Here is a 26,439-nt window from a genome sequence, read left to right on the forward strand (position 1 = left end):
CGGTCCCGACGCTGACCAGTGCTTTTACCTCGTTTTTATTTGCCAGATGAATCCATATGCGTAAACTCATAACAATGCGCTTTCAAAAGGATTTCTAATCTATGACAACCGTTTATACGTTGGTGAGTTGGTTGGCCATTCTGGGATACTGGTTGCTCATTGCAGGCGTAACTTTACGCATTCTAATGAAACGACGCGCAGTTCCCTCCGCAATGGCCTGGCTGTTGATCATTTACATTCTGCCGTTGGTCGGAATTATTGCTTATCTGGCCGTTGGCGAACTCCATTTAGGCAAACGCCGCGCCGAACGCGCCAGAGCGATGTGGCCTTCCACGGCGAAATGGCTTAACGACCTTAAAGCCTGTAAGCATATCTTCGCCGAAGAAAATAGCAGCGTTGCTGGACCGTTATTCAAGCTCTGCGAGCGTCGCCAGGGGATCGCCGGAGTCAAGGGTAATCAGCTGCAACTGATGACCGAGTCTGATGATGTGATGCAGGCGTTAATCCGCGACATTCAACTCGCTCGCCATAACATTGAGATGGTGTTTTATATCTGGCAACCAGGCGGTATGGCTGACCAGGTGGCAGAATCTTTGATGGCCGCCGCACGACGCGGTATTCATTGCCGGTTAATGCTCGACTCTGCGGGGAGTGTTGCTTTTTTCCGTAGCCCGTGGCCAGAGTTAATGCGAAATGCCGGTATCGAAGTGGTCGAGTCCTTAAAGGTTAACCTGATGCGCGTATTCTTACGCCGTATGGACCTGCGCCAGCACCGCAAGATGATCATGATCGACAACTACATCGCCTATACCGGTAGCATGAATATGGTCGATCCGCGCTTCTTCAAACAGGATGCGGGCGTAGGACAATGGATTGATCTGATGGCACGCATGGAAGGCCCTATCGCCACCGCAATGGGAATTATCTACTCTTGCGACTGGGAGATTGAGACGGGGAAACGTATTTTACCACCACCGCCTGATGTCAATATTATGCCGTTTGAGCAGGCCAGCGGTCATACGATTCATACCATTGCTTCCGGCCCGGGTTTCCCGGAAGACCTGATCCACCAGGCTTTGCTGACTGCGGCTTATTCAGCTCGTGAATATTTAATAATGACGACGCCCTACTTCGTCCCAAGCGATGACTTACTTCACGCGATCTGTACGGCGGCGCAACGCGGGGTGGATGTCAGTATCATTCTGCCGAGGAAAAATGACTCAATGCTGGTAGGCTGGGCTAGTCGCGCATTCTTTACTGAACTACTTGCGGCTGGGGTTAAGATTTATCAGTTTGAAGGTGGGTTACTGCATACCAAGAGCGTGCTGGTCGATGGTGAATTAAGTCTGGTTGGCACCGTTAATCTCGATATGCGTAGTCTGTGGCTGAATTTTGAAATCACGCTGGCTATCGACGATAAAGGTTTTGGGGCCGATCTGGCTGCCGTTCAGGATGACTATATTTCGCGCTCGCGTCTGCTCGATGCTCGGCTGTGGTTAAAACGTCCACTCTGGCAGCGTGTCGCCGAGCGACTGTTTTACTTCTTCAGTCCGTTGCTGTAAAACGTGACCAACAGATGTTAAACAGGTAGTAACTATGGATATGGATTTAAACAATCGCCTGACTGAAGATGAAACGCTTGAGCAGGCCTACGATATTTTTCTCGAACTGGCCGCTGATAATCTCGATCCGGCAGATATTCTGCTGTTCAATCTTCAGTTTGAAGAGCGCGGTGGCGCGGAGTTATTCGATCCGGCGGAAGACTGGCAGGAACATGTGGATTACGATCTGAACCCGGACTTTTTTGCCGAAGTGGTGATTGGCCTGGCGGACAGTGAAGATGGTGAAATCAACGATGTTTTCGCCCGTATTTTGTTATGCCGCGAAAAAGATCACAAACTTTGCCATATTATCTGGCGTGAATAATTTCTGCTATATTGTTGAAAAGGCTGGCAATGTGCCAGCCTTTTTTGTTTTAAAGCGGATCGACCTTCAGACACGAGACTGCATGCCTGAAACTTCCCTCCAGCACTGGCCGTGTTTTGGCACACTCCGGACCGGCAATCGGGCAACGAGTGCGGAACACACAACCAGAAGGCGGGTTGATGGGCGACGGTAATTCCCCTTCCAGTAACTGGATTGATTTATTCTTCTCCAGATCAGGGTCTGGAATGGGGACTGCCGACATTAATGCTTTGGTGTAGGGATGCAACGGATTGTGGTAGACCTCATCATACGTCCCCAACTCTACCGCATGGCCGAGATACATCACCAGCACACGATCGGAAATATGTTTTACCACGGCCAGGTCGTGAGCGATAAAGATTAATGATAATCCCATCTCACGTTGTAATTGCTGGAGTAAATTCACCACCTGCGCCTGTATTGACACATCCAGTGCCGACACCGGTTCGTCGCAGATAATCAGCTTTGGTTCGAGGATCAGCGCACGCGCAATCCCGATACGCTGACACTGACCGCCTGAGAACTCATGCGGATAGCGGTTAACCAGGTTAGGCAATAATCCAACTTTCATCATCATCGATTTCACGCGTTCGCGAACTTCCTGGCGTGACATTTTCGGATGATAAGTACGCAACGGTTCAGCAATAATCTCGCCAATGGTCATACGTGGATTCAACGACGCCAACGGATCCTGGAAAATCATCTGAATATCACTGCGAACGGCACGCCATTCATCTGGTTTCATGCCCAGTAACTCGTTACCTAACCAGGCAACACGACCGTCAGTGGCTTTGACCAAACCGATGATGGCGCGGGCAAAGGTGGACTTTCCGCATCCCGATTCCCCTACCACACCTAATGTTTCTCCTTCGTACAGGCGAAGCGTAACCCCATCGACGGCTTTCAGCGTTTTTGCGGGCTGCCAGAACCACTGTTTGCCGTCTTTGATCTCAAAGTGCACTTTCAGGTCGGCGATTTCGAGGAGGACTTTTCTTCCTTCAGCGGCAGCATTCATAACAGTTCCTCCACCGGTTTAAAGCAGGCGCGCAGCCGGCCTGGCGTGAACTCTTCCAGCGGCGGCGCGCTACTGCAAATCTCCATCGCATGCGGACAACGCGGCTGGAACGGACAACCTTTCGGCAAACGTAGCAGGTTTGGCGGGTTACCCGGGATGGTCAACATTGTTTGACCTTCCGCATCAAGACGCGGCACCGCATTGAGTAAACCGATAGAATAAGGATGAACGGGTTCATAAAAAACATCGCGCGCGTTGCCATATTCCATCGTGCGCCCAGCGTACATCACCAGAACTTTGTCACAGATCCCCGCTACCACACCGAGATCGTGGGTGATCATGATAATGGCAGTATTAAATTCCCGTTTCAGTTCATTCAATAGCGTCATGATCTGCGCCTGTACAGTCACGTCCAGCGCAGTAGTCGGTTCATCGGCAATCAGCAATTTAGGTCGACACAGCAACGCCATCGCAATCATCACACGCTGACGCATGCCGCCAGAAAACTCATGAGGGAACATCTTCATGCGCTTACGCGCTTCTGGCATTTTCACCGCATCCAGCATTTGCACCGATTCTTCAAACGCTTCGGCCTTGCCCATACCTTTATGCAGCATCAGCACTTCCATCAACTGCTCGCCAACGCGCATGTATGGATTTAACGAGGTCATCGGGTCCTGAAAAATCATCGAGATTTGTTCAGCGCGCAGTTTATTAAGTTCACGTTCTGGTAGATTGAGGATTTCGCGCCCATTAAAGGTGGCCGATCCACCAATGCGTCCGTTAGCCGCCAGCAGTCCCATTAAAGCAAATGCGGTTTGCGACTTACCGGAGCCAGATTCGCCAACGATCCCCAGAGTTTCCCCGGCACGCAGGGAAAAATTTAAATCATTGACCGCCGTGACATCGCCGTCCGGGGTGCTAAATGTCACTCGCAAATCTTTCACGTTCAGCAGTGCGTCAGCCTGTTGCTGTGCGAGCGGCACGGTTGCAGTTTCAATTATGCTCATGGCTGCACTCCTTAACGATCTTTCGGGTCGAGGGCATCACGCAAGCCATCGCCGATAAAGTTGAAACAAAACAGTGTCACCACAAGGAAACCTGCCGGAAATAGCAGCAACCACGGAGAGACTTCCATCGAGTTCGCACCATCACTGAGCAATGCGCCCCAACTACTTAATGGCTCTTGCGTACCCAGTCCCAGGAAGCTAAGAAAAGACTCAAAGAGGATCATGCTGGGTACCAGCAGAGAGGCATAGACCACCACCACACCAAGCACGTTCGGCACAATGTGGCGAATCACAATGCCAGGCGTAGATACACCGCCAACTTGTGCCGCCTCAATAAACTCTTTGCGCTTCAGACTAAGGGTTTGACCACGCACGATACGTGCCATGTCCAGCCAGGAAACCATCCCAATCGCTACGAAAATCAGCAGGATGTTTTGACCGAAAAAGGTCACCAGCAAAATGACGAAGAACATGAACGGAAAGGAGTTGAGGATTTCCAGCAGACGCATCATTACGGAATCCACCTTGCCGCCAAGATAACCGGAAAGCGAACCGTAAAGCGTTCCTACGACTACTGCCACCAGTGCTGCAGCAACACCAACCATTAATGAGATGCGCCCTCCAATTGCAACGCGCACCAGCAGATCACGGCCGGAAGAATCGGTACCAAAGTAGTGACCGGATTCCATATCCGGGGCGCTGGACATCATCGCCCAGTCGGTATCGTCATAGGCAAACTGCGAAAGCATCGGTGCCAGGATAACAAATAACGCGATCAGCACCAGCACTATCAGACTGGCCACTGCCGCACGGTTATGCATAAAACGTCGACGTGCGTCCTGCCACAAGCTTCGCCCTTCGACCTCCAGCTTTTCACTGAAATTTTCCAGCGTCTCGCTGTTTTTCTTACTTAACATCATCGCGAGCTCCAGTATCAGTAACGAATTTTCGGGTCGATAACCGCATATAGCACATCGACAATGGCATTAAACAAAATGGTTAAAGCACCAACCAGAATGGTCAGGCTTAGCACCAATGAATAGTCACGGTTCAACGCACCATTAACAAACAATTGCCCGATTCCCGGCAAACCGTAAATGGTTTCGATAACCATAGAACCGGTGATAATGCCAACAAATGCGGGTCCCATATAAGAAAGTACCGGTAGCAACGCAGGTTTTAATGCATGGCGGAAAATAATGCGCCGCATAGGTAGACCTTTCGCGCGAGCTGTACGAATGAAGTTTGAGTGTAAAACTTCAATCATTGATCCACGGGTAATACGCGCAATACTGGCGATATAAGCCAGTGATAAGGCAACCATCGGCAGGATCATAAATTTCAGCGCCCCACCGTTCCAGCCACCGCCTGGTAACCAATGCAAAATGATCGCGAATATCATGACTAATAATGGCGCAACCACAAAGCTTGGTATAACCACTCCTGTCATAGCCAATCCCATGACGGTATAGTCCCATTTGGTGTTTTGTTTTAATGCGGCAATAACGCCAGCACTAACGCCTAGTATCACAGCGAGGAAAAATGCAGCGGCTCCCAGTTTTGCTGAAACGGGAAAACTGGATGCTACCAGGTCATTGACCGAATAATCTTTGTATTTAAATGAAGGGCCGAAATCACCATGAGCCAGTTGTTTCAGGTAGCTGAAATACTGCGTCATGATTGGATCATTAAGATGATATTTCGCTTCAATATTGGCCATTACTTCTGGCGGTAACGTACGTTCGCCGGTAAAGGGACTTCCCGGCGCAAGGCGCATCATAAAGAACGAAATAGTAATGAGAATAAATAGCGTCGGAATCGCTTCCAGACAGCGACGTAGAATAAATTTTAACATTGCCGTACCTTCTGGCCTGTGCCTTCTGTAATGCGATAAAAAGCAGACACCGTGGAGCAGGATACACCTGCCCCACGCATTGCCATTAGTGCTTCACAATGTACATATTTCGGGTGTAGGTATTATCCAACGGATCTTTACCGGTATAGCCCCCAACCCACGGTTTTACCAGACGCGCGTTCACGTAGTAATAAACCGGAACAATGGCCGAATCTTTATCCAACTGTTGCTCTGCTTTCGTGTACAGCGCTGTGCGCTGCGCCTCGTCTGTAGCTTTCAGGGTTTCCGCCATAATGCTGTCAAAGGCCGGGCTCTTATAATGCGCGGTGTTCATCGAACTGTTCGACAGCATGGTGTTCAGGAAGGAAGTTGGTTCATTATAGTCGGCACACCAGCCTGCACGGGCCACATCAAAAGTGCCCTGGTGGCGGGTATCGAGGAATGTTTTCCACTCCTGGTTAACCAGTTTAACGTTCACGCCGATATTTTTCTTCCACAGTGAAGAGGCGGCAATCGCCAGCTTTTTATGCAGATCGGACGTGTTATATAACAGATTAATCGTTAGCGGTTTGTCTGCGGTATAGCCCGCTTCTGCCAGTAGTTTTTTCGCTTCTTCGTTACGTTTTTCCTGGCTCCAGCCAAACCATTCTGGTTGCGTCAGTTTTGCACCATCGGTATATGGCGGTGTGTAACCATAAGCCGGCATATCACCCTGCGCTTTGACTTTATTAACAATGATATCGCGATCCATACCCAGTTTCAGTGCGGTACGTACACGCACATCATTGAATGGCGGTTTCTGGTTGTTAATCTCGTAATAGTAAGTGCACAGATATGGATCAACGTGAACTTCGTCAGGGATTTCTTTTTTCAGTTTCTGGAACAGTTCGATCGGCATGTTGTTATAAGTCATATCGATTTCGCCGCTACGATAGCGGTTAACATCGGTGACTTCAGAAGCGATCGGTAAATAGGTCACCTGGTTAATTACCGTTTTAGCGTTATTCCAGTAGGTCGGACTGCGCTCAAGAACGATACGTTCGTTAACAACCCAATCTTTTAATGTATAGGCGCCGTTAGTAACGATATTGCCTGGCTGGGTCCATTTTTCGCCAAATTTCTCAATGGCGGCTTTTGGCACCGGGGAAGTAGATGGGTGAACCAGTAACTTATAGAAATACGGAACAGGTTCACTTAAGGTGACTTCTAATGTGTGGTCATCGATGGCTTTAACACCGAGATCGGTAATCGGCTTCTTCCCTTCCAGTATTTCATCGATACCCGCGATATGCCCGTATTGTAAGTAGCTTGCGTAGGGAGAAGCGGTATTCGGATCAACAGAACGCTGCCAGCTATACACAAAGTCTTGTGCCGTGACTGGCGTGCCGTCGGACCATTTTGCATCTTTACGCAGGTGGAACGTCCAGACTTTAGCGTCTTTGTTGTCCCAGGATTCAGCCACGCCAGGGGCCGGATGGCCATCAAGATCGCTAACCAGCAAACCTTCAAACAGGTCACGGCTGATATTAGACTCAGGAACCCCTTCAATTTTGTGCGGATCTAATGATTGAACTTCAGAACCGTTGTTGCGAACCAGCGTTTGTTTTTCCGCCAGAGTGACACCTGCGGGTACATCAGCTGCCAGTGCGATATTCCCTGCCATAAGTGCAGCCAGAACGCCTGCTGCCACTAAACTTCTCTTGGTGATGTTGGTCATTGTGTTTTGGACTCCCTCATTATAATTGCTGGTTTTTACCAGCATGTGTAATCCCGGATTAGGATACCTGTACAGCTCGGAGACTTTTTGCTGTCAGGTTGCTTTATTGTTACTAATTGCTATCACCGACTTTATTTATTTTGGTGATCAGATGACCACCTTATGTCGATTCTTACTGTGTCTCCCCTGTCGAGACACATTATTTTTTGCAGCGACCTTTAATCGCAAATCATTCTCATTGCCAATAAAAAATCGCCAGACGGTTGGCCGAAAAGTATCAAATGCCCTTCTTGCCCGCCAATACATTTTGCAAAATTGTTACGCAATTCTCTTTTACTACCCATACCAGTACGTATACCCCACGTCACCCCATCAATAAATTGATTTAAAAACAAAGGGATAAGACCACATAAGGTTATACTGTCTCTTTCGGTTATAGTCCTGACAGAAATGCGTACAATAATTTAACAATTGAATACTATTTAGCACTTTTCTCTGCCAAAGGCAGTAGAATTACTAATATCATTTCAATTATTCTTCAGCAAGGCCCAGGATTATGATGTGATGAAAATAACATGATGATGCGGATCACCAGATGAGGATAACCTTATAACTATCTGTAAAATGGGGGGAAATTATCTATTTCTTTTTCTTTTGTTAACTGCGTTGGGTAGAAGTAAATATAATGATGAAAGAAACGGAGCACCCTGACTCCGTTTCATATGAAAGGAATTAATTGAGCAGGCCCGGGAAAATCCCTTTGATACCATTGACGATAAATTCAATCCCTAATGCCATTAGCAATAACCCCATAATACGGGTAATGACGTTAATGCCAGTCTGACGCAGAACCCTCACCAACCAGGGTGCCATGCGGAATAACCCCCAGCAACATAAAGCGAACAACGCGATTGCCACAAAAAATCCGAACAGATAACCAATGCTGTGATAACGCGTTCCCCATACGATGGTTGAACTGATTGCCCCTGGTCCTGCCATCAGAGGTAATGCGAGCGGTACAACACCAATGCTTTCACGAATTGCGGTTTCTGATTTTTCTTGTTTGTTCTGTTTGTCCTCACCAAGCTTACCGCTGATCATCGACATTGCGATTGTCACGACCAGTATGCCGCCCGCGATGCGGAACGAATCAATAGATATTCCAAAAAGTTGCAGAATCGTGTCGCCGAGAAACAGTGCGATCCACAAAATAATGGCTACCGACAGGTTGGCGGTCAGATTTGTTTTGTTTCTCGCTGCCGCAGTCTGATAGCTGGTCATACTGATGAACACGGGGATGATCCCTACCGGGTTAACCAGCGCAAATAACCCGATGAAAAACTTAAAATAAACGGGAAAATCAAAAAGTGTCTGAATCACGGTTAGCTCCGAAGCAAAAGCCGGATAATGTTATCTTTAAACAAGGGTAAAAATCCGTGCTGACAATACGCCTTTTGTCAGCATTTTTCACCTCCTAACTATCTAAAATTACTATCATTCATTATTGTTATCTAGTCGTACAAAACATGCTAAGGTAGCCAACAATTAATACTACAATTTATTAACTATTAGCTATTATGGCTAAAAGCGGAGCTGAAAGGTGTCAGCTTCGCGAAATTTTGATCTGGATCACTTAATCGGTACCCAGAAGTGAGTAATCTTGCTTACGCCACCTGGAAGTGACGCATTAGAGATAAATGACTCTAATGTTTAAACTCTTTTAGTAAATCACAGTGAGTGTGAGCACGAGTAAGATTTTGATTTTCAAAGGTTAAGCAAATCATCATCGCACTGACTATACTCTCGTATTCGAGCAGATGATTTACTAAAAAAGTTTAACATTATCAGGAGAGCATTATGGCTGTTACTAATGTCGCTGAACTTAACGCACTCGTAGAGCGTGTAAAAAAAGCCCAGCGTGAATATGCCAGTTTCACTCAAGAGCAAGTAGACAAAATCTTCCGCGCCGCCGCTCTGGCTGCCGCAGATGCTCGAATCCCACTCGCAAAAATGGCCGTTGCCGAATCCGGCATGGGTATCGTTGAAGATAAAGTGATCAAAAACCACTTTGCTTCTGAATATATCTATAACGCCTATAAAGATGAAAAGACCTGCGGTGTTCTGTCTGAAGACGACACTTTCGGCACCATCACTATCGCTGAACCAATTGGTATTATCTGCGGTATCGTTCCAACAACTAACCCGACTTCAACCGCTATCTTCAAATCTCTGATTAGCCTGAAGACCCGTAACGCCATCATTTTCTCACCACACCCGCGTGCTAAAGATGCAACCAACAAAGCTGCTGATATCGTTCTGCAAGCTGCTATCGCTGCTGGTGCACCAAAAGATCTGATTGGCTGGATCGATCAACCGTCTGTTGAACTCTCCAACGCACTGATGCACCACCCAGACATCAACCTGATCCTTGCGACCGGTGGTCCAGGCATGGTTAAAGCCGCATACAGTTCCGGTAAACCGGCGATCGGCGTAGGCGCGGGTAACACTCCTGTTGTTATCGATGAAACTGCTGATATCAAACGTGCAGTTGCTTCCGTACTGATGTCCAAAACCTTCGACAATGGCGTAATCTGTGCTTCTGAACAGTCTGTTGTTGTTGTTGATTCTGTCTATGATGCTGTACGTGAGCGTTTTGCCACCCACGGCGGCTACATGCTGCAGGGCAAAGAGCTGAAAGCTGTTCAGGACGTTATCCTGAAAAATGGCGCGCTGAACGCAGCTATCGTTGGTCAGCCAGCTTATAAAATTGCTGAACTGGCAGGCTTCTCTGTACCAGAAAATACTAAGATTCTGATCGGTGAAGTGACTGTTGTTGATGAAAGCGAACCATTCGCTCATGAAAAACTGTCCCCGACTCTGGCAATGTACCGTGCGAAAGATTTCGAAGACGCGGTAGAGAAAGCAGAGAAGTTGGTTGCTATGGGCGGTATCGGTCACACCTCTTGCCTGTACACCGACCAGGATAACCAGCCGGCACGCGTTTCTTACTTCGGTCAGAAAATGAAAACTGCCCGTATCCTGATCAACACCCCGGCTTCTCAGGGTGGTATCGGTGACCTGTACAACTTCAAACTCGCGCCTTCCCTGACTCTGGGTTGTGGTTCCTGGGGTGGTAACTCCATCTCTGAAAACGTTGGTCCGAAACACCTGATCAACAAGAAAACCGTTGCTAAGCGAGCTGAAAACATGTTGTGGCACAAACTTCCGAAATCTATCTACTTCCGCCGTGGCTCTCTGCCAATCGCGCTGGATGAAGTGATTACTGATGGCCACAAACGTGCGCTCATCGTGACTGACCGCTTCCTGTTCAACAACGGCTATGCTGACCAGATCACTTCTGTACTGAAAGCAGCTGGCGTAGAAACTGAAGTTTTCTTCGAAGTTGAAGCTGACCCAACTCTGAGCATCGTTCGTAAAGGTGCAGAACTGGCGAACTCCTTCAAACCAGACGTGATTATCGCGCTGGGTGGTGGTTCCCCGATGGATGCCGCGAAGATCATGTGGGTGATGTATGAGCATCCGGAAACTCATTTTGAAGAACTGGCGCTGCGCTTTATGGACATCCGTAAACGTATCTACAAGTTCCCGAAAATGGGTGTGAAAGCGAAAATGATCGCTGTCACCACGACTTCCGGTACTGGTTCTGAAGTAACACCGTTCGCAGTTGTAACCGATGACGCAACTGGCCAAAAATATCCGCTGGCAGACTATGCACTGACCCCGGATATGGCAATTGTTGACGCCAACCTGGTTATGGACATGCCGAAGTCCCTGTGTGCTTTCGGTGGTCTGGACGCAGTAACTCACGCCATGGAAGCATATGTTTCTGTACTGGCTTCTGAGTTCTCTGATGGTCAGGCTCTGCAGGCGCTGAAACTGCTGAAAGAATATCTGCCAGCGTCCTACCACGAAGGTTCTAAAAACCCGGTAGCGCGTGAACGTGTTCACAGTGCGGCAACTATCGCAGGTATCGCGTTTGCTAACGCCTTCCTGGGTGTATGTCACTCAATGGCGCATAAATTGGGCTCCCAGTTCCACATTCCGCATGGTCTGGCAAACGCCCTGCTGATTTGTAACGTTATCCGCTACAACGCAAATGACAACCCGACCAAGCAGACTGCATTCAGCCAGTACGACCGTCCGCAAGCACGTCGTCGTTATGCTGAAATTGCAGACCATCTGGGTCTGAGCGCACCGGGCGACCGTACTGCTGCTAAGATCGAGAAACTGCTGGCATGGCTGGAAACGCTGAAAGCTGAACTGGGTATTCCGAAATCTATCCGTGAAGCTGGAGTTCAGGAAGCTGACTTCCTGGCAAACGTTGATAAACTGTCTGAAGATGCATTCGATGACCAGTGCACCGGCGCTAACCCGCGTTATCCGCTGATCTCCGAGCTGAAACAGATTCTGCTGGACACCTACTACGGTCGTGATTACGTAGAAGGCGCAGCCGTTGCTAAAGAAGCAGCTCCGGCTAAAGCAGAGAAAAAAGCGAAAAAATCCGCTTAATTAGTAGCTCTGCATAACATCATAAACGGTCCCATTTGGGGCCGTTTTTTGTTTCAGACAAAGAACGGCTATGTAAACTCAAATAATTCAGCTGTATTAATTCATCATGTTTACATTGTCGGAAAATGAGCACAAAGCGAGGTTATCGACAAATAACGCTGCCTCGTAGGTAATGAGGCATCGACGCACTAAAATCGTTCTGTGGTACGTTGAATGATGATTAAGGGTAGAGAAAGGATGATGACTCAGAAGAAGTTAGTAAAGCGGACTGACAGGATAAAAGCGCCCTATTTACCCTGCCAGTAAAGAAAATTTTATTAGTCGTGCCGATGATTATCCTGAATCGCCGTCAAAGAGCCAACTTCTAACGCTTCTTTATAGTGTTTACGGCAAACCGAGACATAACGCTCATTACCACCAATAACCACCTGCTCACCTTCGTTATAAGGTCTACCCGCCAGATCAAGACGTAGCACCATGCTTGCTTTGCGGCCACAAAAACAAATAGTTTTTAATTCGACCAGTTTGTCTGACCATGCCAGTAAGTATTGGCTACCAACAAACAATTCACCGCGAAAATCGGTACGCAAACCATAACAAAGTACGGGTATATCGAGTTGATCGACAACCTCCGATAATTCATATACTTGTTGTCTGGTTAAAAACTGGCATTCATCAACCAGTACGCAATGAATTGTCTGCTGTTCGTGTTCCGCACGAATCTCATCAAATAATGATGAATTTTGGTTAAATAATTTTGCAGGTGATGACAAACCTATACGTGAGCTGACTTTCCCTGCCCCGAAACGATCATCAATTTCCGCCGTATATACGACAGTGCGCATACCGCGTTCCTGGTAATTGTATGAAGATTGCAACAATGCCGTAGACTTACCCGCATTCATTGCGGAATAGTAGAAATATAGCTGCGCCATCAGCCACAGGCCCTCAATGATATGAAATAAAGTTGGCTGGAGTTTATCATAATTCGTCAGTTTTACAGCGTAACAGTGCGCACAGAAGTAGTATATTCGTCATCCATTACGGATGGACGACATAATCCTTCAGAGCTATCTTTGCCACTGCTTTGCTTGTTATAACCGCGTAAATGACTCTTAGTAACTATTCACAATCTTTAACCTGTTGCGCACGTAATAACCCCTGCTAGCCTCCTGGATAGCGCAATACGAAGTCCTTGCACTTATTGCGACTGTTCTACTTTTCATCATTCGCTTAATAGGGGATTTTCATAAACAGGGCTAATACCCAAGAGTGTAAAGACACCAGTGCATGTTAATCTCCACATAAAATGTGACATGAATCAGGAAGTTTTAACCTTAAGTGATGCGAAAGCATCGATGTAAATAGGGCTAAATGCCACGTCATTTCTGGCTAATTTTATGAAAAGATATTTATTGGCGGTACGAAATAAAGAACAATTTTGAATTCCTTACATTCCTGGCTATTGCACAACTGAATTTAAGGCTCTATTATTACCTCAACAAACCACCCCAATATAAGTTTGAGATTACTACAATGAGCGAAGCACTTAAAATTCTGAACAACATCCGTACTCTTCGTGCGCAGGCAAGAGAATGTACACTTGAAACGCTGGAAGAAATGCTGGAAAAATTAGAAGTTGTCGTTAACGAACGTCGCGAAGAAGAAAGCGCAGCTGCTGCTGAAGTTGAAGAGCGTACTCGTAAACTGCAGCAATATCGTGAAATGCTGATCGCTGACGGTATTGACCCGAATGAACTGCTGAATAGCATTGCTGCTGTTAAATCTGGCACTAAAGCTAAACGCGCACAGCGTCCGGCTAAATATAGCTACGTTGACGAAAACGGCGAAACCAAAACCTGGACTGGCCAGGGTCGTACTCCGGCTGTAATCAAAAAAGCAATGGATGAGCAAGGTAAATCCCTCGACGATTTCCTGATCAAGCAATAATCTTTTCTTGATTATGTTTGCTTAAAATCCCGCCATTGGCGGGATTTTTTATTGTCCGTTTTAAGACTCTTTGATAAGAATACGCTATAAAAAACGGCATTGATCACTCAATGCCGTTTCTTAGAAAACATCGCGATGGATGTTACTTCTTAATGCCCATCTCTTCTTCAAGCCAGGCTTTAAATTCAGTACCCAGTGTGTTGTGACGAATACCGTATTCAACAAAGGCCTGCATGTAACCTAATTTATTACCGCAGTCATGGCTCTTCCCTTTCATATGATAGGCTTCAACCGTTTCTTTTTCGATCAGCATATCAATCGCGTCGGTGAGCTGAATTTCATCACCTGCTCCCGGAGGGGTTTTTGCCAGCAGCGGCCAAATATCAGCACTGAGAACATAACGACCTACAATTGCAAGATTAGACGGTGCTACATCTGCTTTCGGTTTTTCTACCACGCCGACCATCGGTACACTTTCGCCAGGCGCTAAATCCACACCTTTGCAATCCACAACACCGTATGCCGTCACATCAGCAACAGGCTCCACCATTATCTGGCTATGGCCAGTTTCATCAAAGCGACGAATCATCTCTGCGAGGTTATCCTGCGATAAATCGGATTCATATTCATCCAGAATAACGTCAGGCAAAATAACAGCCACAGGTTCATCACCCACTACCGGGTGAGCACACAATACTGCGTGACCCAAACCTTTCGCCAGCCCCTGACGAACTTGCATAATAGTCACGTGTGGTGGACAAATGGACTGCACTTCATCAAGCAACTGGCGCTTTACACGTTTTTCCAGCATTGCTTCCAGTTCAAAACTGGTATCGAAATGGTTTTCAATAGAGTTTTTAGATGAGTGAGTGACCAGCACAATTTCAGTAATGCCAGCCGCAATACATTCATTCACGACGTATTGAATTAATGGCTTATCGACAAGCGGTAGCATCTCTTTCGGGATGGCTTTCGTCGCCGGCAACATCCTGGTTCCTAATCCCGCAACGGGGATAACGGCTTTTTTGACTTTCGTATTAATGGCAGCCATTTAAATTCTCCTGGACTGTTCGTGTATTGAACGTGTTCATATTTCTGTGTCGCATCCCAGTATATCAGTACCCTGACAAGGCCTGGTTCTGAAAAGGAGGCGAGTTAACATAATTAAGACAATTACTTAAACGAATGGCGACGATAGTACCACCAGCCGACATCAGTGCGTAATGCAATTTTATCCCATATAATCGTTTGCTCATTCCGCAGACAACATCAAGCGCAGTCTTCCACCTGTCCCCCAAATTTGGCATTGCCAGGCATCACATCGCTGGCTCAATTGATTCAAATAGGCGTTGCCTAATGTTCCTAACGGAACGCCATTACTGATTTGAATCTGGTGTTCACCAGCATTTAACGTTGCATTCAGGCCAGCGGAAACCAAAATGAGATTTTTTAATTCACGATGATAATAGCCGACTAATAGCGGAAACTGACCAGGCAGATTGGCCTGCCGCAGTAAATGGTTTACCTGCTTCAATAACGCCCCCAACTCTGGTAAACGCTGATTTTGGTGGGCAATCTGTTCCTGTAATAACCCATTAAACAGCGCGCGTAATAACAAAGCGGCAAGGACGCCATTATGTCCGGCACGAGTTACATCGAGACAATAAAAAGCCAGATCGTTTTCCGAAAGAGCTGCAATATCAAGCACCAGACCCGGTTTATCAACGGCTACCAGTTGGCGATAATTAACCCGGCAATGGGAAATCACCTGCTGAACCGGCGGCTGTAATTCTTGTAATAATTTAGCAGCCGCAGTGGGATTATCCACCATCGCATCCCAGTCGCGAAAAAGCCGTTCTTCTTCCTCTACGCGCGAATTAAACATGCTGGGATAAAGACACGCAAAAACCATCTCGCGCAGGCGGTTGAGATCTTTAACTGGTTTCAGCAAAACATCTTCCACTCCCAGACGTAACGCTTTCGCAATATCAGCCATATTTTCTGTAGCAGAAATAACCAGGACAGGTGTTTGGTCACCCCGGTTGCGAATATGTTCCAAAAGTTTCAGGCCGTTCATTCTCGGCATTGCAATATCACATATCATTAGATCGGGTGTGAAACCTCCCAGTAGCTCAAGGGCATCCACCCCATCAGCCGCCAGTACCGTTGTCGCTCCCAATGAGGAAAACCACGAATCCAGAAGCGAGCGAAATACTGCCTCATCTTCAACTATGAGAATCTGTTTTCCGACCAATGGCTGCGTCATGTTCTCTCCCCTGACTGGCTTTATTCAATAGTGGCATGCTATTGCCATCAGTGCCTGTCAGAATTAACTTAAGTGTAGATAAAAAATCAGGTCAAAACGTTAGTTCGAACTAGCGGTAAAAGTTCATCCATTTTCTTCTCAACCGCCAATTGTCCTGCCGAAATGGCAGCCTTCGCACGATGAAAATCGAGCGTGGAAATCTGTGGGCAAACGGGTTGAATCAGAATATCAGGCGGGTCCCCTGCCATACGGTTTCTTTTAAGGCGATTTTCCAATACCTGAATAGAAGTAGTCATAATCTCTGTTGCTGTCGGTGCCGTGACGCCTCGACGCGCAGTAATACTACTTAGCCGCTCTTTCAGCCGCGCATGCCAGGGTAGATCATCTTCACTCTCACCATTTTCAGCACTGACATTAAATGAAAGAAGATCTTGCTGCATTAAGTGAGCGTCGTGCTGGAGATCAACCGCAATTACGATATCTGCGCCCAATGCACGAGTAAGAGAGATAGGAATGGGATTGACGACTGCGCCATCAACAAGCCAGTAGCCGTTATGCGCGACCGGCGCCATCAGACCCGGAATACTGCAGGATGCACGAATAGCGAGATGGAGATCGCCTTCGGTAAACCATAATTCGCGCCCTGTGCTTAAATTGGTGGCGACTGCCGCGAAGCGCCGTGAACAATTTTCGATTTCTGTTTCCGGCATTATTTCACGATACCGATTGAACACACGCTCACCGCGTAGCAGCCCACCGCGCTGCCAGGAGAGGTCCATCAGTCGTAGAACATCCCAATAACTAAAAGAGGTAACCCACTCTTCCAGAGCGGATAATCGATCACAGGCATAGGCTGCGCCTACCAGCGAACCAATTGAACATCCTGCGACGATATCAATTTCAATGCCCATTTTTTTAAGCGCATTAATGACGCCAATATGCGACCATCCTCGTGCCGCACCGGATCCCAGCGCCAGCCCTATTTTTACTTTTCTCATTGTTCCTGAAAGCGTCCCCTGGAATGCAGCCGTAGCCACATCGCTACCGCTCGGTTAACATAGTGCTACTCCGGCGGTTAAAACGCCGTTATTGTTTCCAGGGAGATTATTTGTGTCTAAGCTTTGTCCCTGTGGTAGTGCTGTCGAGTATAGCCTATGTTGCCACCCTTATGTGTCTGGTGAAATGGTTGCACCAGATCCCGAACGTCTTATGCGTTCGCGTTACTGCGCTTTTGTGATGTGCGACGCAGATTATTTGATTAAAACCTGGCATCCATCCTGTGGCGCCTCGGCGTTACGTGCTGAATTGATTGCCGGATTTGCGCATACCGAATGGTTAGGGTTGACCGTATTTGAACGTTCATATCACGAAGGTGACGACGTAGGTTATGTCAGTTTTGTCGCTCGTTTTACTGAGAAGGGTAAATCCGGGGCGATTATTGAGCGTTCGCGATTTTTGAAAGAAAACGGCCAGTGGTACTATATTGATGGTACACGTCCGCAGTTTGGTCGCAACGATCCCTGCCCTTGTGGTTCAGGTAAAAAATTTAAAAAGTGCTGCGGCCAATAAAGGTTGACGGTACGGTTTAGCAAACACTCTCAACAAGGTTTTTCCAGCAATGCATTCACTCCAACGTAAAGTTCTGCGTACTATTTGCCCTGATCAAAAAGGCCTTATCGCGCGTATTACCAATATTTGCTACAAGCATGAGTTAAACATCGTGCAGAACAATGAATTTGTTGACCACCGTACCGGGCGCTTTTTTATGCGCACGGAGCTGGAAGGCATTTTTAATGATGCCACCCTGCTGGCAGATCTCGACGGTGCGCTGCCAGAAGGTTCAGTGCGTGAACTGAATCCCGCAGGTCGCCGCCGGATAGTGATTCTGGTCACGAAAGAAGCACATTGCCTGGGCGATCTGCTGATGAAAGCCAACTATGGTGGCCTGGATGTTGAAATCGCTGCGGTTATTGGTAACCACGAAACTTTACGTTCTCTGGTGGAACGTTTTGATATTCCGTTTGAACTGGTAAGCCATGAAGGGTTAAGCCGCAACGAGCACGATCAGAAGATGGCGGATGCCATTGAAGCGCATCAACCTGATTATGTGGTGCTGGCGAAATATATGCGGGTATTGACGCCGGAGTTTGTCGCTCGTTTCCCGAACAAAATTATCAATATTCACCACTCATTCCTGCCAGCGTTTATCGGCGCACGTCCCTATCATCAGGCTTATGAACGCGGCGTGAAGATTATTGGCGCAACGGCACACTACGTGAATGACAATTTGGATGAAGGCCCAATCATCATGCAGGACGTTATTCATGTCGATCATACCTACACGGCCGAAGATATGATGCGTGCAGGTCGTGATGTCGAGAAAAACGTATTAAGCCGTGCGCTTTACCAGGTTTTGGCCCAACGCGTCTTTGTTTACGGCAACCGAACGATTATTCTTTAATCGCCAGCAAAAATAACTGGTTGCCTTTAATCCGTTACGGATGAAAATTATGCAACCAGTTCATTTTTCTCAACGTAACACTTTACAGCGGCGCGTCATTTGATATGATGCGCCCCGCTTCCCAGCGAGGGAGCAGGCCAGTAAAAAGCATTACCCCGTGGTGGGGTTCCCGAGCGGCCAAAGGGAGCAGACTGTAAATCTGCCGTCATCGACTTCGAAGGTTCGAATCCTTCCCCCACCACCATTATTCACCACAGTGATGTGGTAACTTCGGTGAGATTGTGAAAGTTTGCGCTCATCGGGGAAGGGTGAGGAGCGAAGCGACGAATAATCATTCGCCCACTACCATCTCAAGCATTACCTCAAAATATGAATTACCCTTGGTGGGGTTCCCGAGCGGCCAAAGGGAGCAGACTGTAAATCTGCCGTCATCGACTTCGAAGGTTCGAATCCTTCCCCCACCACCATTACTTTCAAAAATTCCCGAACTCCCCAACGAATCCGCAATTAAATATTCTGCCCATGCGGGGAAGGACAAGAAGCTTCGACTAAGGTTCGACTCGAGCGCCAGCGAGAGAGCGTTGCCGCAGGCAACGACCCGAAGGGCGAAGCGCGTAGCGCTGAGTAATCCTTCCCCCACCACCATCTCTTAATTCGTTTCTCAATCTATCGGCTTCTCCCCCATTCGCCGTAAAAACTGCTGCTGTAACCTCAGCAAATCCGCTAACGTCAACAACTGATAATCCAGCCCTTGCTGGCTGGCGATTTGCGCAATAATGCGGCTTAGTGCCGGATAATGTCGATGATGCCAGTGAGGAAACAGATGATGGGTAAGATGCAAATTAATCCCGCCCAGCCAGTAGCCAAGCCATGCAGGTTGCGGCGTCCAGTCAAAGGTAGTGGCAAAGGTATGCGCCAGCCTGCCCACGGCCATTTTGCCCTCTTCTGGCGGTAACTGTGTATGCCCCTTCGCCCAGTGCGTTCCGATAATCAACATCACAAAGATAAGCGATGCCAGCAACTGGCTGAGCAGATAAGTCAGCAGGATGGTCATAAAACCAAATTCAGTCATAAGCCAGGGAAGTATCAGACACAGCGCACAATGCGCCAATTTCCCGGCTAAGAAATACCCCCAGCCAGCAAAACCACGCAGGGCCAGATGTCGCGTTACTGGCGTAACCCCTGCGCGATCGAGCCAGTCCACTACCCAGATATACCAGGGAAAGGTGAGCGCCGCGACCAGTGGCCAGTAGCGATGCTGCTGGCGCATAAAAGGTTGCCACCGTTGCCACGGCGTCTGGCGAAGAATGCCATTTTCTGCGGTGTCAGGATCGTAAAATTCAATATTGGTGAAGCCGTGATGAAAGCGAACGTGCCGTACCCGCCAGCAGTCAGGATCAAGCCCTATAGGAAAAGCGACTAACCGATTAAGCCACGCATTGGCCTTTTTACCGCGCAAAAACGCATCGTGCGAAGCGTCATGCACTACATTGACCGCCAACAGCATGGCGCAAAACATCATTGCCAGATACCACAACAGATACAGCTCCCACTGACTTTGAGACAACACCAGCAAATAACAGAACAGACAGGCGATAATCAGTGCCAGCATTTTGGCAAATGCCCAGCCGTCGGCATACCGATGATCGCCTGATTTCGCCAGATAGACTTTCGTATCGTTTTGCAGCTGCTTCACCAGTTGCGGATCATCAGCAGGAAAAGTGATTAACCTGTCGGGCTTAAACAGGTTCATAGCGTTTCCTTAACGACTTACGACCCACACCCGTCACGAATAACACACAATGGGCCAGCAAAATGCCTGCTAATCCCTTCCAGAGCAGAGTGCTCCACGAACACATATAAACAATAAAATAGAGCAGTGACAGCGTCACCGAACACCACAAAATCATTCCCCAACGCTGTCCATCACTCATGCCCCCCAGAGCTACTGACCCAGCTACCAGGAGCACAAAAAATACAGCCTGCTCACTGGTAATAAACTCAATGCCATAGCCGTATTGCTGGATGTAGCCAAGCACCAGCATAAACAGCAGGATCACCCCTGTCCCTACCGCCCACGGTGAACTCTGGTAGCGACGTTCAATCACCTGGCCAACAGAGTGAAAGCCCATTAAGCGTAAAAATGGCAGGTTACTCTCGCGCATCGGGTTGCAGGACAAGCGACTATTTTTTACGCCGTAGGCCACGTCATGATCCGGCCCGGCGTTATACGAACCAAAAAGCTTATCCCACAACAGAAAGGTGCCGCCGTAATTGGTATCGGCATATTGCTTTTCATTCAGGTGGTGAACGCGATGATGCGAAGGCGTGATCAGCACTTTTTCCAGCCAGCCCAGTTTCGGCGTTAGCGCGTTATGGTTAAAAAACTGCCAACTGTAGTGAAGAATAGAAACCGCCAAAAAGACCTGCAACGGTACACCAAGCATCGCCAGCAGCATAAAGAACGGGATTGAGGTTAACGAGGAGTACCACGAGTTCCGCACGCCTAATGACAGGTTGTAGTGTTCCCCCTGATGATGCACCACATGTACCGCCCACAGCGGGCGCACTTCGTGATGCCAGCGATGTAGCCAGTAAAAGCCGAAATCCCACGCCAGAATAGTAAACAGCCACAGCAGGATCACCGGTGCATTATCAAACATTCCAAGGCTGAAGTGATTGACCACCAGGCCATAGCAGAGCACTTCCAGGCAGCGAAATAACCACAGCATCATATGACCGGAGTTGATATTAAAAATCACGTCCAGCCAGTCCACTTTTTGCCGCCCGGTGATTTGCAATACGCCCGCTTCGGCTAACACCAACAGCACCATCAAAATGATGGGGAATAATAAATCACTCATATTGCGTCTTCCTTTTCTCGCATGTTGCGCATATCCAACCGCAAATCGACGCCAGCAACGCGCCGCCTACTAAATCGATAAATAAATGTCTGCGTAATTGCAGAATCGAAAAGCCGATCGCTATCGCCCAGACCACGCTCATCAGCGTCAGCCAACGGTTCCCCTTTTTGGCAATCGCCCATACCGCCAACAGCGTGAGCGCGGCGTGTAAGGAGGGAAAACAGTTCTGACTTGAGTCAATGGCGATCAACCCATTAAGTGCACCCGCAGATATCCCCGACTGATCAAACGAGGGATATTGCATGGTTGTGGGCCAGAGAAGATAAAACACGCCTGCCACCAGTGCCGAAAGTTGCATTGAACGGGCCAGCCAGCGCAGGTGGCAAAGTGGCGTGGATAAATAACCTAACGGCACAATTAAAAAAAACGAGAGATACAGCCACACGGCAGAAGGTGAAAATGCAATCAAATTATCAATTACTGACGGGGTTAATTGATACCCTTCACCTTGCAGGTAGTCGCTAAAGTTGTAGATTATCCCAACGGTTCCCCAGCCAAGCAGCATCTGTTTCAGGCGTAGCAGTAGATTACTCATTCCCGCCCCACTGACGCACAATCCGCCGACGCTTGGCTGCAAAAGCGACTGGCACCGTTTGCGATTCCAGCGACCAAATTAATTGCCCGGCAGCGATATCTTGGCGTATAAACAAGGCATTCAACGCTTCCCGGCAATGCTCCAGCATCTCCCATTCGCAATCTGCTATTAACGTCAATTGTGCTGGCCCGGTTTGTAGCAGGCGATAATCGGCTGTTAGCGGTAGCGTCATCGCCAGCACACGACTACAGGCATCGGCAAAAACGGTCTGAATCTCGCCGGATCTTGTTGGTAGTTGCAGTTGGTCATCCTGCCGCCCTTCGATACGTGCAATCGCCATTGTTGCACTGCCACAGAGGCATGGCTGTTCGCTTGCCACCAGCACGTCATCCAGTCGATAACGCACTATCGGCTGTGTGGTGCGGCTAAAGTCTGTGACGATTGGCACGAAACGGCGTTCATCCAGCCATTGCGGTTCAATGTGAACAAATTCTTCGTTGAGATGTAAGGTGCCACAATGACAGGTGGAAGCGAGAAAGCCTTCTGTCGCCTGATAAATTTCACCCACATTGCTAAACACGCTACGCAGTAATTCCCGATCCTGCGGCTCCAGAACTTCCGCCACCGAAATCACTTTTTTGACCTTTAGCGTTAACTCTCCGGCAATGACCGCCAGCGCGAGTGCACGTAATACCTGAGCTGGCGCGACAATAATCGTGGGCGCTCGCTGTTGCAGAAGTTTGAGTTGCGCCTGAAATGGCGCTAGCAGATCGTAAAAATCGAGACTTAACCAGCGATTATTCACGCTTTGATAGAGGTTGTTGTCCGCGCGCAAAAACAGCGCCACCCGCTCTTTGGCAAATAAACCGTCTGGTAACACTTTTGCCAGCACACCGGCAGCCCACATCTGTTGCTCGTGCGGGCTAACAACAAAAAGCCCACGACGCCCGGACGTACCTGATGAAAGCCCTACGCTGAACTTGCCCACGCAGGGTTTGAAATCACGACTCTGCTCACTGCGCATTGCACAATCGAGAAGCTCGTCGCGCTTTAAACCCGCGGTATTCATCTCATCGAAATGCGCTATCATTAACGCTTTGTCCATCAACGGCCACTGGTTAAAGGGCAATGCCAGATAACGCTGAAACCACGGGCTTTTAGACAAGACATTTTGCCGGAACAAATGCAGCCTTTTTGCCTGCCAGTTTTCCAGCGCCTGGCGATCGGTAAAATGCAGCCTGCGGGTACGAAAGTAGCGCCAGAGCAAAGCCAACGGGATCATAAATCCCCCTCGTGGCACAAACGAATCTCCACGGCGCCGTTTTGCCAAAGCTGATGTAATTGCCCAAGCGTGCGGTAGTAGGCGTGGCTGTCAGACATAACCAGATGCGCCAGCGGTGAAGGTCCTCGTAGCTCCTGATAGTTAGCAGGCGCCCATGCGGCATCGCCAGCCAGTAAAGTCCAGCCGTCGTCTGTCTGAACAAATGCACCAATATGTCCGCCAGCATGACCAGGAAGCGGCACGAGGATAATTTCGCCATTGCTTTCTGGCAGCAGATAGCCACTTTCAAACGGTGCCAGTTCAGGGGGCAAATTCACCGATGCAAAACTCTCAATAAAGCGCAGTGAGGATTCAAAATTCTCCGGGATCAGTCCTGGCACAAAGGCCTGACGCAGTGCGGCTACGCCACGCAGCGTTCTTACCTGCCGCCAGCCTTCACCAGAACAGATGCAGGCAACATCAGGGAAATCGCGCAGGCCAGCAATATGATCGGCATGAAAATGCGACAAAATAATCGCATCAACATCTTTCGCTGCGAGGCCGACGGCAGAAAGTTGCCGCACCAGCGCTTGTTGCGGATCGAAGTAAACTGGCGTGACCCGGCGATAAAGACGAAACACACCAGATTGCGTGTAGTGTTCGAACCACGATGAATAGCCGGTGTCCCACAGCCAGCGTTTATCGCCCACTTCCAGCAGCCAGGCGCGGGCGGGGAATTTACACACTTTCAGCCCTGCTCCTTTCAGCGCAATGCAGCCAATATGGGTACACCAGCCCGTTTCAAATGCGGTTATTTTTGCCATGTTCCCTCAGCCATTGTCCCGTGATTGCAATACCTTGCTCCATCGAAAAGCGCGGGCGATATCCCAGCTCTGTAATGGCCTTTTGCGCACTCAGGGTCATATCAAAACAGACTGTTCCGGCGCTGTAACGTGTGATGACAGGTTCCTGATTCACGCATTTTCCGTACAGTTCCAGGCCGCGCGCGACCAGAGAAAGCAACGGCCACGGAACGGTAGCAATTCGGTAGCTCAATCCCAGTTGCTGGCGCAGCAAGGCGTCAAGCATTACAGATAATTTCTGCGGCTGATGATTGCTGATGTTGTAAATACTGCCCGAGCGTAATCCTTCAACCTGCGTTGCCAGTTGCATGGCATACACCACGTTTTGCACGAACGTGAGATCCAGTAACGCTTCCCCCCCGCGTGGCAAACGTAAGTTACCGCCGCCCTGCTGTAGTTGCTGCATCAGGCGAGGAACAATCACCTGGTCATGAGGGCCAAACAAACCACGGGGACGCAAAAGAATAAATCTCGTGGCAGGGTATTGCGAAACGGCCCCGGTAATAACCTGCTCAGCAGCATATTTACTACTCGCATAATGGCTGGAGAATGCTCGCGCAAGATAAGTTTCTTGCAGGTCATAGTGATGTTGAAAATCAAAGTAAACCGCAGGGGTGGAGATATGGATAAACCGGGGAATATTCAGCCTGCCTGCCGCCTGTGCCAGAGTTTGGGTCGCTTTGACATTGGCAAGCCAGAACGCCGTTTTGTCGCCCCAGGGCGAGGACTTTGCCGCACAGTGCCAGACGGCATCGCAACCCTCCATCAAGCGGGCGCAGTCATCCTCGGTTGCCTCGGTTAAATCGAGAGCCACAAACTGCGCGCCTGCGCTTGTCAGGATTTTACCGACCTCGCGATTTCGCCCTGTTGCCACGACCGAAACACCCGACTCCAACAAATATTGTGCGGCATTTCGCCCGAGGCCGCTGGTCGCCCCCGTCAGGAGGATTTTCACGGTAAAAGCACCATGCCTGCCAGTGTTAATCCCGCCGCCGTGCCAATCAACATCGCAGGTTTATTCGCAACAAAACGACCGCTAATCACCGCTTCATGCAGCGCCGTGGGTATGGAAGCCGCGACCTGATTGCCGTAGAAACGGTAGACATCAATGAGCGCAGACTCCGGCACTCGCAGCCGTTTACGCATATGTTCAAGAGAAAGATGGCTGGCCTGGTGCGGGACGACCGTGCCGATATCAGCCAGTTGCAGGCCGCTTTTTTGTAGCAAGCGAGAAAAATAGTTTTCAATAAGCGAAGAAGCAAAACGAAACAGCGGTTTCCCCTGCATATGAAAAAGAAAGTCGCTGTCACAAACGCCTGACCGTGGATTACACCGTGTGCCGCCAGCGCGAATTTCACAAAGCTCGTTACCTTCGGGATACATTTCGATCAGACTGGCGATAATACCGCTGCGCCCATCGCCCCGCTCAACAATCGTGCACGCCGCGCCATCACCAAAAATTAATGAAGACTCTTCATGATCCCAGTCGATACCACGTGAAGCAATATCCGCCGAGACGATGGCAATTCGCCGGTATGCCCCACAGTTAAGTAATCCGCCAGCGACTTCCAGAGCGGAAATAAAGCTCACGCAACTACTGTTGATATCAAACCCAGCAACGCCTGCAGGCATCGCTGCGGCCTTGAGAATATGAATTGCGCTACAGGGTAATGCCTGTACGGCTATCGCTGACGCACAAATTAGCAGATCAATATCAGAAGGCTTTAAGGCAGCCGCTGATAAGGCATTATGCAAAGCCTTTGCCGCCAGTTCAGCCTGGCTGGCGTCGTTACGGGCAAAATAGCGCCAGCAAATGCCGGAACGTCGCTCAACATAGCCTGCAGGTTTATTTAACTGAACATCCAGTTGTTGAGAAGTGATTTTATCAGGGGGTAAGGCGATCCCCGTGGCGATTATTTTTATCGCCGCAGAGATCGTTGGTTGATTAGGTCGAACCACGGTCAGTGCTCCTTCACTGCTCCATAGGTGGACCCATCATATAGATGAGGTACGTTTCCCTACAATCCGAAAAATCGGCAGTGTGTAACTGGCGATTTCAGCAGGCTGACAACGTGCGTTGCGTTATG

23 protein-coding genes, 2 tRNA genes and 1 other RNA gene are annotated in these 26,439 nt (G+C 48.7%); 9 read left to right on the forward strand and 17 right to left on the reverse strand.

The window, feature by feature from the left end:
- Positions 1-101 precede the first annotated feature (101 nt).
- Both cls and D9742_RS07515 read left to right on the forward strand, forming a co-directional pair.
- On the forward strand, positions 102-1,562 hold the full coding sequence (gene cls / locus D9742_RS07510) for a cardiolipin synthase (protein WP_130208884.1): 1,461 nt from the start codon (positions 102-104) through the stop codon (positions 1,560-1,562).
- A 34-nt stretch (positions 1,563-1,596) separates the two neighbouring features.
- On the forward strand, positions 1,597-1,926 hold the full coding sequence (locus tag D9742_RS07515) for an HI1450 family dsDNA-mimic protein (protein WP_130236477.1): 330 nt from the start codon (positions 1,597-1,599) through the stop codon (positions 1,924-1,926).
- Positions 1,927-1,975: 49 nt separating this feature from the next.
- Here the strand turns inward: D9742_RS07515 and oppF are convergent, their stop codons facing one another.
- The 6 genes from oppF to ychE form a co-directional block, all read right to left on the reverse strand.
- Positions 1,976-2,980, reverse strand: a complete 1,005-nt coding sequence (gene oppF / locus D9742_RS07520; protein ID WP_130236478.1) for a murein tripeptide/oligopeptide ABC transporter ATP-binding protein OppF — start codon at positions 2,978-2,980, stop codon at positions 1,976-1,978.
- Positions 2,977-3,990: a murein tripeptide/oligopeptide ABC transporter ATP-binding protein OppD gene (gene oppD, locus D9742_RS07525; protein ID WP_130236479.1), complete on the reverse strand. Its 1,014-nt coding sequence runs from the start codon at positions 3,988-3,990 to the stop codon at positions 2,977-2,979. Before oppD ends, oppF begins: the two co-directional genes overlap by 4 nt.
- 11 nt (positions 3,991-4,001) lie before the next feature.
- A complete protein-coding gene (gene oppC, locus D9742_RS07530; RefSeq protein ID WP_000979659.1) occupies positions 4,002-4,910 on the reverse strand; it encodes an oligopeptide ABC transporter permease OppC in 909 nt (302 codons plus the stop codon).
- Between the two features lie 14 nt (positions 4,911-4,924).
- Complete coding sequence (gene oppB, locus D9742_RS07535) at positions 4,925-5,845, reverse strand: oligopeptide ABC transporter permease OppB (protein ID WP_130236480.1); 921 nt, start codon at positions 5,843-5,845, stop codon at positions 4,925-4,927.
- Between the two features lie 85 nt (positions 5,846-5,930).
- Complete coding sequence (gene oppA, locus D9742_RS07540; protein ID WP_096937267.1) at positions 5,931-7,562, reverse strand: oligopeptide ABC transporter substrate-binding protein OppA; 1,632 nt, start codon at positions 7,560-7,562, stop codon at positions 5,931-5,933.
- 732 nt (positions 7,563-8,294) lie between these two features.
- Entirely contained in the window at positions 8,295-8,942 is a 648-nt protein-coding gene (gene ychE / locus D9742_RS07545; protein WP_000616766.1) for an NAAT family transporter YchE, read from the reverse strand.
- A 477-nt stretch (positions 8,943-9,419) separates the two neighbouring features.
- On the opposite strand from ychE, the gene adhE reads away from it, so the two are divergent.
- Entirely contained in the window at positions 9,420-12,092 is a 2,673-nt protein-coding gene (gene adhE, locus D9742_RS07550) for a bifunctional acetaldehyde-CoA/alcohol dehydrogenase (RefSeq protein ID WP_130236481.1), read from the forward strand.
- A 317-nt stretch (positions 12,093-12,409) separates the two neighbouring features.
- Here the strand turns inward: adhE and tdk are convergent, their stop codons facing one another.
- Entirely contained in the window at positions 12,410-13,027 is a 618-nt protein-coding gene (tdk, locus tag D9742_RS07555; RefSeq protein ID WP_064528778.1) for a thymidine kinase, read from the reverse strand.
- Positions 13,028-13,628: 601 nt separating this feature from the next.
- On the opposite strand from tdk, the gene hns reads away from it, so the two are divergent.
- A complete protein-coding gene (gene hns / locus D9742_RS07560) occupies positions 13,629-14,042 on the forward strand; it encodes a histone-like nucleoid-structuring protein H-NS (RefSeq protein ID WP_105289150.1) in 414 nt (137 codons plus the stop codon).
- 142 nt (positions 14,043-14,184) lie between these two features.
- On the opposite strand, the gene galU is transcribed toward hns, so the two are convergent.
- The 3 genes from galU to rssA form a co-directional block, all read right to left on the reverse strand.
- Positions 14,185-15,093, reverse strand: coding sequence for a UTP--glucose-1-phosphate uridylyltransferase GalU (gene galU, locus D9742_RS07565; RefSeq protein WP_130236482.1), 909 nt, complete (start codon positions 15,091-15,093; stop codon positions 14,185-14,187).
- A 201-nt stretch (positions 15,094-15,294) separates the two neighbouring features.
- Positions 15,295-16,308, reverse strand: coding sequence for a two-component system response regulator RssB (gene rssB, locus D9742_RS07570; protein WP_130216020.1), 1,014 nt, complete (start codon positions 16,306-16,308; stop codon positions 15,295-15,297).
- Positions 16,309-16,394: 86 nt separating this feature from the next.
- The gene (rssA, locus tag D9742_RS07575; protein WP_130236483.1) at positions 16,395-17,306 is read right to left on the reverse strand and encodes a patatin-like phospholipase RssA; all 912 of its coding nucleotides are present in this window, start codon (positions 17,304-17,306) and stop codon (positions 16,395-16,397) included.
- Positions 17,307-17,418: 112 nt separating this feature from the next.
- Here rssA and D9742_RS07580 point away from each other — a divergent pair, with 112 nt between their 5' ends.
- The 5 genes from D9742_RS07580 (at position 17,419) to D9742_RS07600 (ending at position 19,414) form a co-directional block, all read left to right on the forward strand.
- Positions 17,419-17,877 (forward strand): YchJ family protein, encoded by a 459-nt coding sequence (locus D9742_RS07580; protein WP_130236484.1) that lies wholly within the window; start codon positions 17,419-17,421, stop codon positions 17,875-17,877.
- Positions 17,878-17,926: 49 nt separating this feature from the next.
- A complete protein-coding gene (gene purU, locus D9742_RS07585) occupies positions 17,927-18,769 on the forward strand; it encodes a formyltetrahydrofolate deformylase (protein ID WP_130236485.1) in 843 nt (280 codons plus the stop codon).
- Positions 18,770-18,928: 159 nt separating this feature from the next.
- A tRNA-Tyr gene (locus tag D9742_RS07590) sits at positions 18,929-19,013 on the forward strand.
- Between the two features lie 138 nt (positions 19,014-19,151).
- A tRNA-Tyr gene (locus tag D9742_RS07595) sits at positions 19,152-19,236 on the forward strand.
- A gap of 46 nt (positions 19,237-19,282) precedes the next feature.
- A non-coding RNA gene (locus D9742_RS07600) (RtT sRNA) lies at positions 19,283-19,414 on the forward strand.
- 16 nt (positions 19,415-19,430) lie between these two features.
- Here D9742_RS07600 and D9742_RS07605 read toward each other — a convergent pair.
- From D9742_RS07605 to D9742_RS07635, 7 genes are read right to left on the reverse strand one after another with little or no spacing between them, the layout of a single operon-like run.
- The gene (locus tag D9742_RS07605) at positions 19,431-20,522 is read right to left on the reverse strand and encodes an acyl-CoA desaturase (protein WP_130236486.1); all 1,092 of its coding nucleotides are present in this window, start codon (positions 20,520-20,522) and stop codon (positions 19,431-19,433) included.
- Complete coding sequence (locus D9742_RS07610; protein WP_130236487.1) at positions 20,509-21,633, reverse strand: sterol desaturase family protein; 1,125 nt, start codon at positions 21,631-21,633, stop codon at positions 20,509-20,511. The genes D9742_RS07605 and D9742_RS07610 overlap by 14 nt, the downstream gene beginning before the upstream one ends.
- Complete coding sequence (locus tag D9742_RS07615; RefSeq protein ID WP_130236488.1) at positions 21,626-22,228, reverse strand: phosphatase PAP2 family protein; 603 nt, start codon at positions 22,226-22,228, stop codon at positions 21,626-21,628. The genes D9742_RS07610 and D9742_RS07615 overlap by 8 nt, the downstream gene beginning before the upstream one ends.
- Entirely contained in the window at positions 22,221-23,510 is a 1,290-nt protein-coding gene (locus D9742_RS07620) for a F390 synthetase-related protein (RefSeq protein ID WP_130236489.1), read from the reverse strand. Before D9742_RS07620 ends, D9742_RS07615 begins: the two co-directional genes overlap by 8 nt.
- On the reverse strand, positions 23,507-24,313 hold the full coding sequence (locus D9742_RS07625; protein WP_130236490.1) for an MBL fold metallo-hydrolase: 807 nt from the start codon (positions 24,311-24,313) through the stop codon (positions 23,507-23,509). Before D9742_RS07625 ends, D9742_RS07620 begins: the two co-directional genes overlap by 4 nt.
- Complete coding sequence (locus tag D9742_RS07630) at positions 24,291-25,307, reverse strand: NAD(P)-dependent oxidoreductase (RefSeq protein ID WP_130236491.1); 1,017 nt, start codon at positions 25,305-25,307, stop codon at positions 24,291-24,293. Before D9742_RS07630 ends, D9742_RS07625 begins: the two co-directional genes overlap by 23 nt.
- Positions 25,304-26,311 (reverse strand): 3-oxoacyl-[acyl-carrier-protein] synthase III C-terminal domain-containing protein, encoded by a 1,008-nt coding sequence (locus tag D9742_RS07635; protein WP_130236492.1) that lies wholly within the window; start codon positions 26,309-26,311, stop codon positions 25,304-25,306. The genes D9742_RS07630 and D9742_RS07635 overlap by 4 nt, the downstream gene beginning before the upstream one ends.
- Positions 26,312-26,439: the final 128 nt, after the last annotated feature.

Source organism: Escherichia sp. E1V33, assembly GCF_004211955.1.
Classification (GTDB): Bacteria; Pseudomonadota; Gammaproteobacteria; order Enterobacterales; family Enterobacteriaceae; genus Escherichia.

Coding starts and splice junctions, on each gene's coding strand:
- cls (WP_130208884.1), top strand. CDS start 102: ATGACAACCGTTTATACGTTGGTGAGTTGGTTGGCCATTCTGGGATAC.
- D9742_RS07515 (WP_130236477.1), top strand. CDS start 1,597: ATGGATATGGATTTAAACAATCGCCTGACTGAAGATGAAACGCTTGAG.
- oppF (WP_130236478.1), bottom strand. CDS start 2,980: ATGAATGCTGCCGCTGAAGGAAGAAAAGTCCTCCTCGAAATCGCCGAC.
- oppD (WP_130236479.1), bottom strand. CDS start 3,990: ATGAGCATAATTGAAACTGCAACCGTGCCGCTCGCACAGCAACAGGCT.
- oppC (WP_000979659.1), bottom strand. CDS start 4,910: ATGATGTTAAGTAAGAAAAACAGCGAGACGCTGGAAAATTTCAGTGAA.
- oppB (WP_130236480.1), bottom strand. CDS start 5,845: ATGTTAAAATTTATTCTACGTCGCTGTCTGGAAGCGATTCCGACGCTA.
- oppA (WP_096937267.1), bottom strand. CDS start 7,562: ATGACCAACATCACCAAGAGAAGTTTAGTGGCAGCAGGCGTTCTGGCT.
- adhE (WP_130236481.1), top strand. CDS start 9,420: ATGGCTGTTACTAATGTCGCTGAACTTAACGCACTCGTAGAGCGTGTA.
- tdk (WP_064528778.1), bottom strand. CDS start 13,027: ATGGCGCAGCTATATTTCTACTATTCCGCAATGAATGCGGGTAAGTCT.
- hns (WP_105289150.1), top strand. CDS start 13,629: ATGAGCGAAGCACTTAAAATTCTGAACAACATCCGTACTCTTCGTGCG.
- galU (WP_130236482.1), bottom strand. CDS start 15,093: ATGGCTGCCATTAATACGAAAGTCAAAAAAGCCGTTATCCCCGTTGCG.
- rssB (WP_130216020.1), bottom strand. CDS start 16,308: ATGACGCAGCCATTGGTCGGAAAACAGATTCTCATAGTTGAAGATGAG.
- rssA (WP_130236483.1), bottom strand. CDS start 17,306: ATGAGAAAAGTAAAAATAGGGCTGGCGCTGGGATCCGGTGCGGCACGA.
- purU (WP_130236485.1), top strand. CDS start 17,927: ATGCATTCACTCCAACGTAAAGTTCTGCGTACTATTTGCCCTGATCAA.
- D9742_RS07605 (WP_130236486.1), bottom strand. CDS start 20,522: ATGAACCTGTTTAAGCCCGACAGGTTAATCACTTTTCCTGCTGATGAT.
- D9742_RS07610 (WP_130236487.1), bottom strand. CDS start 21,633: ATGAGTGATTTATTATTCCCCATCATTTTGATGGTGCTGTTGGTGTTA.
- D9742_RS07615 (WP_130236488.1), bottom strand. CDS start 22,228: ATGAGTAATCTACTGCTACGCCTGAAACAGATGCTGCTTGGCTGGGGA.
- D9742_RS07620 (WP_130236489.1), bottom strand. CDS start 23,510: ATGATCCCGTTGGCTTTGCTCTGGCGCTACTTTCGTACCCGCAGGCTG.
- D9742_RS07625 (WP_130236490.1), bottom strand. CDS start 24,313: ATGGCAAAAATAACCGCATTTGAAACGGGCTGGTGTACCCATATTGGC.